This is a genomic window from Microbacterium sp. NPDC089320 (assembly GCF_040684875.1).
GTDB lineage: Bacteria > Actinomycetota > Actinomycetes > Actinomycetales > Microbacteriaceae > Microbacterium.
Window position 1 is genome coordinate 612951 of sequence record NZ_JBFBGY010000003.1, and the last position, 13285, is coordinate 626235.

The window sequence follows — 13285 nt, forward strand, 5'->3', positions numbered from 1 at the left end:
GAGCAGCCGTCGAGATCAGAGCAGCGGCGGAGGCGGGGATGCGTCGCGAAGCGCCCGCTCGACGGTCGACTGCACCAGGGCCGAGAGATATCCGCCGGGATTCTCGACGCCCAGTTCCCCGAGGCGCGCGGTGGACTGGCCGATGATCGAGCGCGAGAACTCGGTGACGGTGTGGATCGCGTCGGCATACGCTTCCCGATCCGCCTCCGAGATCACCACCGGCTCGCATCCCATCTCGACCGCCAGTGCCTGCGCGATGGGGAGCACACCGGCGGGGGCGGTGACCGCCGCGTAGCTGGCCTGCAGCTGACGCAGATCGATCGACGTGCCCGTGAAGGTGATGGCCGGATGCACGGCGAGAGGGATCGCTCCGCTCGAGGCCGCCGGTCGCAGCACCTCGATGCCGTGACCGGGGTCGGTGTGCAGCACGAGCTGGCCGAGCTGCCACCCTCCGACCTCGGCGATGCCGGCGATGAGTCCCGCGAGCTGATCGTGAGGCACGGCGACGACGACGAGCTCGCTGCGACGCACGACCTCCAGCGCCTCGAGGATCGGAACGTCCGGCAGCACCGCGGATGCCCGGTCGTCATCGGAGCCGCTCGTGATCCCGGTGATCGCGTGACCCGCGCCGGCCAGGGCAGCACCGATGACCGGTCCCACACGTCCGGCGCCGATGATGCCCACACCGAGGCGCCCATCGCGTCGCGTCGGATCACTCACCGTTCGACGCCGGAGGAGCGGGTGCCGCGGGCGAAGCCGCGGGCGGTGCCGGCGGAGCCGCGGGCGGTGCGGGCGGAGGGAGGGGGGCGCCAGAACCGGGTGTCCCGGCATCCGCTTCCGCGACGGGGTACCCGGGCACATGCGCTCCCTCGGCATCCGTCACGTACTCCCCCCACCGGTGGGTGTGATCGCGCGCGGCCGCGGCGACGGCCGCCGAGCTCACCCCGTCGAGGAGGAAGAGCGCGTCGTCGCGCTCGAGGCCCGACAGAGTGCCCGTGATGAGCCCCTGCACAGAATGCACCTGCGCGCCGGAGACGCGCTGCGCGCGGTCGATCGGCCCCTGCGAGAGCGACACCCCCTGCAGCCGAGCGAGCGGGAAGATCGCCAGCTTGCGCCAGACGATTCCGCGCCGGAGCAGGAGTCCGAACTCGGTCAACGCGAAGCCGTGCCGCTTCCACGACACAGGTCGGCGCCACCAGGCGCGCCGCGGCATCGTCCGATACGGATCGCCCTCGACCGGTCCGAGAATGCCGTGCTCCCACACCAGGGGAATATCGGTGATCGGAGCATCGGGGAGGATCAGCGCGAGCACGCGTTCGACGTCGGCGCGCTTGCCGACCGGCAGCACAACGTTGAACTGCTGAGCCGAGCCGGACGACTGCTGGGCGGCGCTCTTGCCGCTCATGCGGTTGATCCTGATGGTCCACCAGCCGAAGGGACGCCACAGCAGCGACTGGGTGACCTCGACGGCGAAGATGCGCCCCGGCGGCAGCGTCTCGGTGACCGTCGTCAGCAGACCGTAGGTGATGCGGACGCCGTCGGGCGTGGGAGCGATCGAGTAGCGCAGCGACTTCGAGATCTGCGCCCAGGTGATTCCGGCGATCGCGATGACCATGGGGATCCCGATGCCCAGCGTGATACCCAGACCCAGGAACCCGCCGATCGGATCGCCGTCCAGAAGCGAGCCGATCGCGACGCCGCCGACGGCCACACCGAAGATGATTCCGAAGAAGACGAGCCAGAGCACGCTCGAGATCAGCTGGGATCCGACCAGTCGACCCGTGGGGATCTTGACCACGCTCTCGGGCTCGACGTCGGCGAGGTCGACGCCGCTGATCAGGCCGTTCACGCCGGCGTTCATCGATCCGACCAGCTGCGCTCGCGCCGAACCCGGCGCCGCTGCCGCGGGGCCGACCTCGGAGGAGCGCACGCCTGCCGCGGCATCCGCAGCCGTGAGCCTCGCCGCACGCGCTCCCGAGGCGAGGCGCAGGATGTCGGTGCGCACAGCCTCTGCGCGCGGAGTCGCCAGGTACTCGAGCTCGACGTTCGAGTCGGTGCCCGCGCCGACGACCTCGAGCTTCGCGAGCCCGATGATGCGTGCCGGGAAGGGACGGGTGAGGTTCACGCCCTGCACCCGATCGAGCGGAGCACGGCGATGCGAGCGGAAGACGATGCCCTTGCGCACCTCGACGTGATCGCCTGTGATCCGGAACTGCTGGAAGCGCCAGACGATCCAGAAGACGAGGACGAGGACGAGGACCAGCGCGAGCACGCTGAGCAGCACGATGACGATGAGGTTGTTCTGCAGCACCCAGTCGACGGGGTCACCGCTGTTGAAGTCCTCGAGGTGCGCCTCCTCGGGGGTGAAGAGGTCGACGAACCAGGCGATGAGCCGATCCCTCAGGTTGGCGATCGCGATTCCCGCGATGATGATGAGCGCCAGCCCGCCCTTGAAGAGCGGGGTGAGGGGATGCATCCGGTGCCACTCGCCATCGGCAAGGGTCTCCGGCCCGGTGGTCCCGACGGTCCGCTCCCCGGTCGGCGCCGGAGCCTGATGCTCGCTCACAGGCCCGTCCGGCGGGTCTCGGCGACCTCGATCAGGGTGTCGCGCAGGGCTTCTGCGGCCGCCTGCGTGAGGCCGGGGATCTGCACTCCGGTCGTCGCGGCGGCGGTGACCATCTTGAGCTGGGTGACGCCGAAGGCGCGGTCGAGCGGCCCCTGGGTGATGTCGACGAGCTGCATGCGCCCGTAGGGCACGGCGATCATGCGCTGCCAGAGGATGCCCTTGCGGAAGACGATGTCGTCTTCGCGGAGCATGTACCCGATGGCCTTGGCCTGTCTCGGGAGGATGATCAGCGTGAGCAGCGTGATGAGCACGACGACGGCCGCGGGGATCCACACCCACGTCTGATGCAGGACCAGTGCCAGCACGATCGCGACCGCCAGAACGACGGCGATGAAGATCAGGTTCTGCAGGATCTGCGAGACCACGTAGCGCGGGGAGATCTGATGCCAGGCCCCGTCGAGCTCGAGCCTCGCCTCACTGCGCGCGGTGCGCAGCTGCGTGTATGTGCCCTGGTCGAGCGCTGCGCGGTCAGTGACCTCCGCCGTGTTCAGCGGGGCCGGGATCCCCGGCTCGATCTCTGGGTTCTGAGTCATCAGGATCCTTCGGAAGTGTGCAGAACTGTTCGGCGATGAGCGCGGCGACGACCAGCACGATCGCACTTCCGATCAGGGCCAGCATCGCCACAGTCGACCCTACCGGGGGATCGATCGGCCGGGAGAGGAGGAACGCGAGCAGACCTGCACCGAACCCCGCCATGATCGCGCCCAGCAGACTCGACGCGCGGGCGAGCGTCACGGCACGTGTCGCACGGAACGGATCGATGCGGATGCCGTTGCGCACACTCGCGCGCACGGGCCAGGCGACGCCCAGAGAGGCTGCGGCGATGAGCAGCAGCAGCACGGGAAGCAGCAACGACGGGGTGAACGTCGTGCGGCCCATCGCCGTCAGCATGTGGTCGAGCACGAAGCCTCCACCGGCGGAAAGCACGGCGAGGACCACGAGGAGTCCGATCGAGGTGCGCTTCATCGCTGCTCGCGACGTCGCAGATCGGCGACGAGGTCGGCCACGCGGCCCGAGCCCGGGAGCACGGCGTCGCGGTCGAGTTCGAGCCAGGGCTCGAGCACGAACAGCCGCTCGAATGCCCGGGGATGCGGGAGCTGCAGCCCGTCGCCGTCGGCCGACTCGTCGCCGTAGGCGATCAGGTCGAGGTCGAGCGTCCGATCGCCCCACCTCTCATGGCGCTCGCGTCCGTGCTCGTCTTCGATCGCGTGCAGCATGCCGAGCAGGATGGACGGAGCGAGGCGCGTCGTGACGAGCGCGACCGCGTTCACATAGCCGGGGGCGTCGGGATCCGGCCCGTCGAGCCGAAGCGCCACCGTCTCGACCAGCGAGGACAACCGCACGTCTGTGACCAGCGGCAGTCGGGAGATGCGCTCGGCGGCGGAGCGGATCGTCTCTTCTCGATCTCCGAGGTTGGCACCGAAGGCGACGACCGCGACGGCCTCCGCGCGTCCCGGCCGCGGACCGGGAACGGACGGCGGGTTCGCGAGATTGCGACTCATCGCGACTGCTCCCCGGCACCCTGCGGTCGCGACCGATGCACAGTGACGGCGACGTCCGAGAAGGTCAGCGCGATCGGAGCATGCGGCTTGTGCACGGTGACCGTGACGGAGTGAACCCGGCTGTCGGCGAGCGCGACGGCCGCGATGCGCTCGGCGAGCGTCTCGATGAGGTTCACCGGTTCTCCCGAGACGACCTGGGCGACAGCCTCGGCCAGTTCTCCGTAGTGCACGGTGTCGGCGACGTCGTCGGATGCGGCGGCATCCTGCAGCGGCATCCTGAGGCGCAGGTCGATCGTGAACTCCTGACCGTTCTCGCGCTCGTGGTCGTACACGCCGTGACGACCGAAGACGGTGAGTCCCGTCAGGACGATCTCGTCGAGAAGCTCCATGATTCATCCCTCCCAGGCATGCACGATGGCCAGAGCATCGCGGGTGGCACCGACATCGTGCACTCGGACGGCCCAGACTCCGGCACGGGCGGCGAGCGCGCTGGTCACCGCTGTCGCGAGGTCACGGCGTGCCTCGGAGACCCCGGCAGGGTCTGCATCGAGGGTCTCCGCGAGGAATCTCTTCCGGGAGGTGCCCACCAGCACCCGTGGGCCGAGTGCGATGATCTCGTCGAGCCCGCGCAGGACGCCCCAGTTCTGGCCGCCCTTCTTCGAGAACCCGATCCCCGGGTCGACGATCAGCCGCGACGGTGCGATGCCCGCGGCGGCCGCCTCTCCCATGCGCTCGCGCAGCTCCCCCGCGACCTCGCGGGCGGCACGACGATACTCGGCGTGCGCGTACATGTCGGCGGAGAACCCTCTCCAGTGGCCGATCGCGTAATCCGCGCCGGACTCGGCCACCGCAGCGAGCATGTCGGGGTCTGCCAGCCCGCCGGAGACGTCATTGACGATCCGCGCGCCGGCTCTCACAGCCGCCGCGGCGGTCGACGCGTTGATGGTGTCGACGCTCACGGGTGCCCCGGCTGCGGCGAGGCCCTCGATCACGGGGAGCACGCGCTGCTGCTCCACGTCGGCTCCCACGCGCTCGGCGCCGGGCCTGGTCGACTCGCCGCCGACGTCGAGCACCATGGCGCCCTCGGCGCGCAGCCGAAGCCCGTGCTCGACGGCCCGATCCGCGTCGAGGTAGCGGCCGCCATCGCTGAACGAGTCGGGCGTGACGTTGACGATCCCCCAGATGCCGGTCACGGGTGCCCCGCGTTCGAGGCGCCGATCAGCGTGATGAGCTCTGCTCTCGCGATCGGATCGACATACTCGCCGCGGGCCGCGACCGTCAGCGTCGAGGCCTCCGGCTGCCGTCCTCCGCGCATCGTCACACAGCCGTGGCTCGCATCGAGCACGACGAGCACGCCGCGGGTGTCGAGGTGGTCGGCGACCGTGTCGGCGATCTGCTCGCCCAGTCGTTCCTGAACCTGAGGACGGGTGGCGAGGATCTCGACGACGCGCACGAGCGCTCCGAGTCCGACCACCTGCTCACCGGGGAGGTAGGCGATGTGTGCGCGCCCTGCGAACGGCAGCAGATGGTGCTCGCACACCGAACGGAATCGGATGTCCCTGAGCAGCACGGCACCCGACGGAAGCGTGTCGGGTGCAGGACCCCGCGCGACGCTGATCGTGTGCGCGAGAGGCGCCGCCGGGTCTTCGCCCACCCCGGCGAAGAACTCCGCGTACAGATCGCCCATGCGCGTGGGCGTCTGCTTCAGCCCGGGGCGATCAGGATCCTCGCCGATCGCCTCGAGCAGTTCCCGCGTGAGCCGCTCGACGCGTGCGCGGTCGACGGACACGGGTCAGGCCGTCGCAGGTCGAGCCTGACCGGCTCCCGCCGATCCGGGCTGCGTGCGAGGAGCCGTCGCCGGTGCCTCGACGGATGCGGCGACAGGCACGACCTTCTTGGGAACCTCGATCGGCGGCTGCTCGGAGACCGGGCGGCTCTCGCTCGAGAGCCAGAGCGGACGCTCGGGGAGCTTCTTGATCTCGGTGAAGATCTCGGCGATCTGGTTGTGGTCGAGCGTCTCCTCTTCGAGGAGCGCGAGAGCGAGCCTGTCGAGGATGTCGCGGTTCGCGCTGATGACCTCGTAGGCCTCGTTGTGCGCCTGCTCGATCAGCGCGCGCACCTCGGCGTCGACCCGCTCTGCGACCTTCTCGGAGTACTCGCGGCCACGACCCATGTCGCGAGCGACGAACATGTCGCCGCCCTCGCTGCCGAGCTTCACCGGTCCGACCTCGGTCGTCATGCCGTACTCGATGACCATCTTGCGGGCGATCGACGTGGCCTTCTCGATGTCGTTCGACGCACCGGTGGTCGGGTCGTGGAAGATGATCTCCTCGGCGACGCGCCCGCCCATCGCGTACGTCAGCTGGTCCTGCAGCTCGTTGCGGGTGACGGAGTACTTGTCGTCGAGCGGGAGCACCATCGTGTAGCCGAGCGCCTTGCCGCGAGGGAGGATCGTGATCTTCGTGACGGGGTCGGTGTAGTTCATCGCCGCCGCGGCCAGCGCGTGTCCACCCTCGTGGTACGCGGTGATGAGCTTCTCGCGGTCTTTCATGACGCGGGTGCGTCGCTGCGGGCCGGCGATCACGCGGTCGATGGCCTCGTCGAGCGCACGGTTGTCGACCAGCTGCGCGTTCGATCGGGCGGTCAGCAGGGCTGCCTCGTTCAGGACGTTGGCGAGGTCGGCTCCCGTGAACCCCGGGGTCTTGCGCGCGACGACCTCGAGGTCGACGCTCTTCGACAGCGGCTTTCCCTTGCTGTGCACCTCGAGGATCTTCTGACGGCCCTTGAGGTCGGGGGCGTCGACGCCGATCTGGCGGTCGAAGCGGCCGGGGCGCAGCAGCGCGGGGTCGAGGATGTCGGGGCGGTTCGTCGCCGCGATCACGATGACGTTCGCGTTCGGGTCGAAGCCGTCCATCTCGACGAGCATCTGGTTGAGCGTCTGCTCGCGCTCGTCGTTTCCGCCGCCCATGCCGGCGCCGCGGTGGCGACCGACGGCATCGATCTCGTCGATGAAGATGATGGCGGGAGAGTTCTCCTTGGCCACGTTGAACAGGTCGCGCACTCGCGATGCGCCGACACCGACGAACATCTCGACGAAGTCGGAACCGGAGATGGAGTAGAACGGCGCCCCGGCCTCACCGGCGACCGCGCGGGCGAGCAGCGTCTTTCCGGTTCCCGGAGGGCCGTACAGCAGCACGCCCTTCGGGATGCGGGCGCCGATCGCCTGGAACTTGGCCGGATCCTGCAGGAACTCCTTGATCTCGTGGAGCTCCTCGATCGCCTCGTCCGCGCCCGCGACGTCGGCGAACGTGACGGTCGGGGTCTCCTTGTTGACGAGCTTGGCCTTGGACTTGCCGAACTGCATGACCTTGCCGCCGCCGCCCTGCATCGACGACAGGAGCCACCAGAACAGCAGACCGAGCAGCACGAGGGGAAGAAGAAGGGAGAGGATGCCGTCGAACCAGGTGGCACGCGGGACGGCGTCGTTGAAGCCGTCCTTCGGCTCGGCCGCGTTGATGGCCTTCACGACCTCCTCGGCGCGGGCGTCGACGTAGTAGAACTGCACGTTCTCAGAGCCCTCGAACGCCTTGGACAGCGTCATGTCGACCCGCTGGTCGCCGTCGGTGTTGACGACCTCGGTGACCGTCGTGCCGCTCAGCAGCTCGAGACCCTCCTGGGTCGTGATCTGCTTGGGGGCGCCGAGGTTCGAGATCAGCAGGAAGCCGCCGAACAGCAGCAGACCGATCAGGGCGACGTAGATCAGCGGGTTCCGCGTGAGCTTCTTGACATCCATGGTCGGATCAGCGTATCGCGCGCGCCCTAGGTGGCCGCTGTGCGTTCACCCACGGCGTAGCGGTGCGCCGTGGTGCCCGATCAGCTGTAGACGTGGGGGGCGAGCACGGCGACGTCGCGCAGATTGCGGTAGCGCTCGTCGTAGTCGAGACCGTAGCCGACGACGAAGTCGGTGGGGATGTCGAAGCCGACGTACTTGCAGTCGATCTCGACCTTCGCGGCCTCCGGCTTGCGCAGCAGCGCGAGCACCTCGATCGACGCCGCGCCGCGCGAACCGAAGTTCTCCAGCAGCCAGCTGAGGGTCAGGCCCGAGTCGATGATGTCCTCGACGATCAGCACGTGCTTGCCGTTGAGGTCGGTGTCGAGGTCTTTGCGGATCTGCACGACACCGCTCGACTTAGTGCTCGCGCCGTAGCTCGAGACGGCCATCCAGTCCATCGGCGCATGGAAGGGGAGCGCCCGGGCGAAGTCCGCCATGACCATGACCGCGCCCTTGAGCACGCCGACGAGGATGATCTCCTTGCCCTCGTAATCGACCGCCACCTGGGCCGCGAGCTCATCGAGCTTCGCGACGATCTCCTCCTCTGTGACGAGGATCTGAGCAAGGTCGTCCTGGATCTCCGCGGCGCGCATGGATCGATTTTAGGCGACGCATCGCCATGGTCCCGCACAGCATGGAGGATCGTCGACCAGTATTCCGGCTCGGGGGCAGGCATCCGCACTACTCTGGCGGTGTGACGGGCGGACGCCCCGGACGGAAGGATTCACCCATGGCTCTCGACGACATCCTGAAGCAGGTCCCGATCGACGACATCGCCGCGAAGCTCGGAGTCTCCCCCGACGTCGCCAAGGAGGCGGTCGAACAGGGCGGAGCCGTGCTGCTCGGCGGCCTCGCCAAGAACGCATCGACCGCCGAGGGCTCCTCCGCGATCGAGAACGCTCTCAAGCGGCACGAGGGCACGACGGGGGCCGCGAAGGTCGACGACATCGATCAGGCCGACGGCGGCAAGATCGTCTCGCACATCCTGGGCGACGACGAGAAGAAGGTCACCCAGAAGCTCACCGAGTCAGAGAAGACCGCCGGCATCGACTTCGACAAGCTCCTTCCGATCCTCGCCCCGATCGTGATGGGCCTGATCGCCAACGCCACCAAGGACAAGTCCGCGAAGTCCACGCCGTCCGAGTCGCAGTCCGGCGGCGGTGGGATCGGTGACGTGATCGGCGGGATCCTGGGCGGCGGCAACAGCTCGTCGGGGGGCGGTGGAATCGGCGACATCCTCGGCGGGATCCTCGGCGGCGGCAACAGCTCGTCCGGGGGCGGCGGAATCGGCGACATCCTCGGCGGCCTGCTGGGAGGCAAGAAGTAGCCCAGTCGTCCTGATCGACGAGAACCCCTGCGGCTCCCACCCGAGGACGAGGCCGCGGGGGTTCTCGCGTCTGCGCGGGTGGGATGCCGCGGCTCAGCGCGCCGAGAACACGATGCGGCCGCCCACTCGAGCCGCCGAGCATGCGGGCAGATCGATCGGCCCCTGGCCCGACCAGTCGATCGCGAGACGAGCGACCTCGAGGGTCTGCAGTCGGGTCAGGCTCACCCCGAACTCGCTGTCGACCACGAGTCGGATGATCCGGTTGCGAAGAGCTGCGGGGTTCGCGGCCAGCGCGGCGACGCTCACCGAGATACCCGCCTCCGCATGCTCGACGATGTCCTCGATCGTCTCGTGGATCATCTCGTCGAACGCCTCGGCGTCCTCCCGCAGCTGTTCGGCGGTGCGCGCCAGCGCCTCGGCGATTCCAGGACCGAGCTCCGATTCGAGCACCGGAAGCACCCGGTCGCGCACCCGCACCCGGGCGAACCGGTCCTCTGCGTTGTGCGGGTCGTCCCACACGGCGAGATCGGATGCCGCGCAGAACGCCCGCGTGGTCTCGCGCCGCACCGAGAGCAGCGGCCGCAGCCACCGCATCCCGTCGTCGTCTTCGCGCACCGGCGCCATCCCCTGCAGACTGGCGGCCCCGGATCCGCGGGCGAGACCGAGCAGCACCGTCTCGGCCTGGTCGTCGAGCGTGTGACCGAGAAGAACGGCTGCCGCTCCGGCATCCGCCGCGGCGTCCCTCAGCACCCGGTACCGCGCGTCGCGCGCCGCCGCCTCGGGGCCGCCATCGGCCCCGACCTCGACGCGCACGACGAGGGCATCGAGCCCCAGCGCGGCCGCCGCGCTCGCAGCGCGCGCCGCGACAGCATCCGACCCGCTCTGCAGGCCGTGGTCGACCGTGAGCGCACCGACCCGGAGTCCGAGCTTGGGAGCTTCGAAGGCGGTCGCCGCAGCGAGCGCGAGCGAGTCCGCTCCTCCGGAGAGGGCGACGACGACGGTCGAGCCCTCCGGCAGACCGACGAGCGCGGTGCGCACGGCGAGGCGGATCTCGGCGATGACGGGAGAGAGCGACGGCACAGACCAACGGTAGATCACCCGGGTGGATCCCCGCGCAGCGCTCGCGCTCCAGGGCCGCCGCGGCCTAATCTGGCGCCGTGACGGATCACGCACTGCGGTTCAGGACCGAACGCTTCACGACGTTCGTCGATGCGGTCGTCGCCATCGCGATGACGCTGCTGATCCTGCCGCTGATGGAGTCCGTGTCCGAGGCCGCCGACGGGGGCCTGGGCACCGGGGAGTTCTTCCAGGAGCATGCCGGGCAGCTGCTGAGCTTCGGTCTGAGCTTCGTGCTCATCGCGAACTTCTGGATGGGCCACCACCGGCAGTACGCCGAGGTCTCGCAGATCACGACGCCGCTCCTGTGGCTCAACGTGGCCTGGATGGCGACGATCGTCTGGCTGCCCGTGCCCACGGCGATGCTGGGGCAGATGGACACCGACCCGCTGCAGGTGATCGTCTACATCGGCACGCTCATCGCGACGCAGATCACCACGCTCGGCGCGCGCATCTATCTGCTGCGGCACCCCGACCTGACCAAGACCCCGCCGTCGCGCATCCGCCACGGTGCCGCGGCTGACATCGCCACGATCGTGCTCTCGGCAGCGGCCATGCTCCTGGCCATCGGCCTCGGCGGGGTCGGATACCTCGCTCTTCTGCTGCTCTGGCTCACCGGACCGCTGTCGTCGCTGCTGGATCGACTGTGGGCACGGCGGGGTGGTCATCGCGCCGACCAGCCCCCGTCCATCGCATAGCTCGCCCCGGTGACCATCGACGCCTCGTCGCTCGCCAGCCACGCGACCAGCGACGCCACCTCGTCGGGCTCGATCAGGCGCTTGATGGCGCTCTCGGTCAGCATGATCTTGGTGAGCACCTCCGCCTCGGGGATGCCGTGCACCCGAGCCTGGTCGGACAGCTGCTTCTCGACGAGCGCGGTGCGCACGTAACCGGGGTTGACGCAGTTGCTGGTCACCCCGTGCTCGCCCCCTTCGAGCGCGGTCGCCTTCGACAGACCTTCGAGTCCGTGCTTGGCCGCGACGTACGCCGACTTGTAGGGCGATGCGCGCAGCCCGTGCACCGACGAGACGTTGACGATCCGGCCGAGACCGCGCTCGTACATCCTGGGGAGCGCCGCGCGGATCAACAGGAAGGGAACCTCCAGCATCAGAGTGACGATGCGCCGGAAGTCCTCGGGATCGAAATCCTGGATCGGGCTGATGTGCTGGATCCCGGCGTTGTTCACCAGGATGTCGACGCCGGCGAGGGCGTCTGCCAGCCGATCGTCGGTGACGGCTGTCGGATCGAGCAGATCGACCACCCAGCTCGAACCGCCGACCTCCGCCGCGGCGGCCTCGCATTGCGCGCGGTCCCTGTCGGCGACGACGACGTGAGCGCCCCGGGCAGCCAGGGATCGAACGACCGCCAGGCCTATTCCGCTGGCGCCGCCCGTGACCAGCGCACGCCGGCCGCTCAGCGATGGACCGACCGCACTCGGCCTCTCGACGCTGCGCTCGGTCATGCGGCGCTCACCCGCGACGTGGTCAGCCCGTGCTTGCGCGCATCCGCGTCATCGATGTCGTGCAGGGACACACCCCGGGTCTCCTTGAGGGTGACCACCGCGATCGCCGTGACGGCGCAGGCGCCCGCGACGTAGATCGCCACCGGGAGCCACGAGTCGAAGTCCTGCAGCAGCGCTGTCGCGATGATCGGCGCGAGAGATCCCGCGACGATCGAGGTGACCTGGTAGCCCAGTGAGACGCCGGAGTAGCGCATGCGGGTGGGGAACATCTCGGCCATGATCGCCGGCTGCCCCGCATACATGAGCGCGTGGAAGCACAGGCCGATCGTCACGGCTGCGATGATCACGAACGGGTTCTGGGTGTCGAACATCGGGAAGGCGAAGAACGCCCAGCTTGCTCCGAGCACCGCGCCGGCGAGATAGACCGGCTTGCGTCCCCAGGCGTCCGAGAGCCGGCCGACCTGCGGGATCACCACGAAGTGCACGGCATGCGCCACCAGCAGCGCCAGCAGCAGCTGGCTCGTGTCATAGGCGTGCACGGTCTTCAGGTACACGATCGTGAACGACACGATGATGTAGTACAGGATGTTCTCGGCGAAGCGCAGACCCATGGCTCCGAAGATGCCGCGAGGGTACCGCCGCACGACCTCGAGCACTCCGTAGCTGACAGCCTTGTCGGCTTCGACCTGCGCGCGGGCCTCGAGGAAGATGGGCGCCTCGCTGACGTGCCTGCGGATGTAGTAGCCGATGACGACGACGATCGCCGAGACCCAGAACGCCACGCGCCATCCCCAGCTCAGGAACTGATCGGAGGGAAGCGCCCACGACATGCCGAGCAGCACCAGCGTCGCCAGCAGGTTGCCCACCGGGACCGCGGCCTGAGGCCAGCTCGACCAGAACGCGCGGGATCTGTTCGGGCTCTGCTCGGCGACCAGCAGCACGGCTCCGCCCCATTCGCCGCCGACGGCGAAGCCCTGGATGAAGCGCAGGGCCACCAGCAGCGCCGGCGCCCAATAGCCGATCGAGTCGAATCCGGGCAGGCACCCCATCAGGAACGTGGCGACGCCGACCAGGATGATCGTGATCTGCAGGGTGTGCTTGCGCCCGAGCTTGTCGCCGATCTGGCCGAAGACGATTCCGCCGAGCGGACGGGCGATGAATCCGACCGCATAGGTCAGGAATGCGGCGATGATGCCGTCGAGCTCCGTGCCCGCATCGGGGAAGAAGAAGGTGCCGAACACGAGCGATGCGGCGGTGGCGTAGAGGAAGAACTCATACCACTCCACCACCGTGCCCACCATCGAGGCGGCCACGATCTTCTTCAGCCCGGATGCTCGGGTCTGGACCTGCGAATCGACCGGTTGCGAGACGCCCATGAATGCACTCCTTCGTGTTCTGCAGCGTCCTCATCGACAGCTGC

15 protein-coding genes are annotated in these 13285 nt (G+C 68.9%); 2 read left to right on the forward strand and 13 right to left on the reverse strand.

All coding sequences use genetic code 11. The features are described 5' to 3' along the window. Positions 1–15: 15 nt before the first annotated feature. The 10 genes from AB0N61_RS11495 to hpt form a co-directional block, all read right to left on the reverse strand. Positions 16–720: a DUF2520 domain-containing protein gene (locus AB0N61_RS11495; RefSeq protein WP_363364132.1), complete on the reverse strand. Its 705-nt coding sequence runs from the start codon at positions 718–720 to the stop codon at positions 16–18. Then, positions 713–2566, reverse strand: a complete 1854-nt coding sequence (locus tag AB0N61_RS11500) for a PH domain-containing protein (protein WP_363364134.1) — start codon at positions 2564–2566, stop codon at positions 713–715. The genes AB0N61_RS11495 and AB0N61_RS11500 overlap by 8 nt, the downstream gene beginning before the upstream one ends. Beyond that, positions 2563–3159 carry a PH domain-containing protein gene (locus AB0N61_RS11505; RefSeq protein WP_363364136.1) on the reverse strand — a complete coding sequence of 199 codons (597 nt, stop codon included), beginning with the start codon at positions 3157–3159 and terminating at the stop codon, positions 2563–2565. The genes AB0N61_RS11500 and AB0N61_RS11505 overlap by 4 nt, the downstream gene beginning before the upstream one ends. Continuing rightward, positions 3095–3592, reverse strand: a complete 498-nt coding sequence (locus AB0N61_RS11510; RefSeq protein WP_363364138.1) for a DUF3180 domain-containing protein — start codon at positions 3590–3592, stop codon at positions 3095–3097. Before AB0N61_RS11510 ends, AB0N61_RS11505 begins: the two co-directional genes overlap by 65 nt. Next, a complete protein-coding gene (gene folK, locus AB0N61_RS11515) occupies positions 3589–4128 on the reverse strand; it encodes a 2-amino-4-hydroxy-6-hydroxymethyldihydropteridine diphosphokinase (RefSeq protein ID WP_167945527.1) in 540 nt (179 codons plus the stop codon). Before folK ends, AB0N61_RS11510 begins: the two co-directional genes overlap by 4 nt. Continuing rightward, positions 4125–4517, reverse strand: a complete 393-nt coding sequence (gene folB / locus AB0N61_RS11520; protein WP_363364140.1) for a dihydroneopterin aldolase — start codon at positions 4515–4517, stop codon at positions 4125–4127. The genes folK and folB overlap by 4 nt, the downstream gene beginning before the upstream one ends. A gap of 3 nt (positions 4518–4520) precedes the next feature. Then, positions 4521–5321, reverse strand: a complete 801-nt coding sequence (gene folP, locus AB0N61_RS11525; RefSeq protein ID WP_363364142.1) for a dihydropteroate synthase — start codon at positions 5319–5321, stop codon at positions 4521–4523. Further along, positions 5318–5917, reverse strand: coding sequence for a GTP cyclohydrolase I (folE, locus tag AB0N61_RS11530; protein ID WP_363364144.1), 600 nt, complete (start codon positions 5915–5917; stop codon positions 5318–5320). The genes folP and folE overlap by 4 nt, the downstream gene beginning before the upstream one ends. A 3-nt stretch (positions 5918–5920) precedes the next feature. Further along, positions 5921–7921 carry an ATP-dependent zinc metalloprotease FtsH gene (gene ftsH / locus AB0N61_RS11535; RefSeq protein WP_363364146.1) on the reverse strand — a complete coding sequence of 667 codons (2001 nt, stop codon included), beginning with the start codon at positions 7919–7921 and terminating at the stop codon, positions 5921–5923. 80 nt (positions 7922–8001) lie between these two features. Beyond that, complete coding sequence (gene hpt, locus AB0N61_RS11540) at positions 8002–8553, reverse strand: hypoxanthine phosphoribosyltransferase (RefSeq protein ID WP_363364147.1); 552 nt, start codon at positions 8551–8553, stop codon at positions 8002–8004. A 137-nt stretch (positions 8554–8690) separates the two neighbouring features. Between hpt and AB0N61_RS11545 the strand changes: the two genes are divergently transcribed. Next, positions 8691–9287, forward strand: a complete 597-nt coding sequence (locus AB0N61_RS11545) for a DUF937 domain-containing protein (RefSeq protein ID WP_363364149.1) — start codon at positions 8691–8693, stop codon at positions 9285–9287. A gap of 93 nt (positions 9288–9380) precedes the next feature. Here the strand turns inward: AB0N61_RS11545 and tilS are convergent, their stop codons facing one another. After that, on the reverse strand, positions 9381–10367 hold the full coding sequence (gene tilS / locus AB0N61_RS11550; protein ID WP_363364151.1) for a tRNA lysidine(34) synthetase TilS: 987 nt from the start codon (positions 10365–10367) through the stop codon (positions 9381–9383). A 77-nt stretch (positions 10368–10444) separates the two neighbouring features. On the opposite strand from tilS, the gene AB0N61_RS11555 reads away from it, so the two are divergent. Further along, positions 10445–11101 (forward strand): TMEM175 family protein, encoded by a 657-nt coding sequence (locus AB0N61_RS11555; protein ID WP_363364153.1) that lies wholly within the window; start codon positions 10445–10447, stop codon positions 11099–11101. Here AB0N61_RS11555 and AB0N61_RS11560 read toward each other — a convergent pair. Together AB0N61_RS11560 and AB0N61_RS11565 are read right to left on the reverse strand one after the other, a co-directional pair. Next, a complete protein-coding gene (locus AB0N61_RS11560; protein WP_363364155.1) occupies positions 11068–11865 on the reverse strand; it encodes a 3-hydroxybutyrate dehydrogenase in 798 nt (265 codons plus the stop codon). The two genes, AB0N61_RS11555 and AB0N61_RS11560, sit on opposite strands and share 34 nt — an antisense overlap. Then, positions 11862–13241, reverse strand: coding sequence for an MFS transporter (locus AB0N61_RS11565; protein ID WP_363364157.1), 1380 nt, complete (start codon positions 13239–13241; stop codon positions 11862–11864). Before AB0N61_RS11565 ends, AB0N61_RS11560 begins: the two co-directional genes overlap by 4 nt. Positions 13242–13285: the final 44 nt, after the last annotated feature.

Excerpts from the sequence above, each read along its gene's own strand:
- AB0N61_RS11505 (WP_363364136.1), bottom strand. The coding sequence starts at position 3,159 with ATGACTCAGAACCCAGAGATCGAGCCGGGGATCCCGGCCCCGCTGAAC.
- AB0N61_RS11510 (WP_363364138.1), bottom strand. The coding sequence starts at position 3,592 with ATGAAGCGCACCTCGATCGGACTCCTCGTGGTCCTCGCCGTGCTTTCC.
- folK (WP_167945527.1), bottom strand. The coding sequence starts at position 4,128 with ATGAGTCGCAATCTCGCGAACCCGCCGTCCGTTCCCGGTCCGCGGCCG.
- folB (WP_363364140.1), bottom strand. The coding sequence starts at position 4,517 with ATGGAGCTTCTCGACGAGATCGTCCTGACGGGACTCACCGTCTTCGGT.
- ftsH (WP_363364146.1), bottom strand. The coding sequence starts at position 7,921 with ATGGATGTCAAGAAGCTCACGCGGAACCCGCTGATCTACGTCGCCCTG.
- hpt (WP_363364147.1), bottom strand. The coding sequence starts at position 8,553 with ATGCGCGCCGCGGAGATCCAGGACGACCTTGCTCAGATCCTCGTCACA.
- AB0N61_RS11545 (WP_363364149.1), top strand. The coding sequence starts at position 8,691 with ATGGCTCTCGACGACATCCTGAAGCAGGTCCCGATCGACGACATCGCC.
- AB0N61_RS11560 (WP_363364155.1), bottom strand. The coding sequence starts at position 11,865 with ATGACCGAGCGCAGCGTCGAGAGGCCGAGTGCGGTCGGTCCATCGCTG.
- AB0N61_RS11565 (WP_363364157.1), bottom strand. The coding sequence starts at position 13,241 with ATGGGCGTCTCGCAACCGGTCGATTCGCAGGTCCAGACCCGAGCATCC.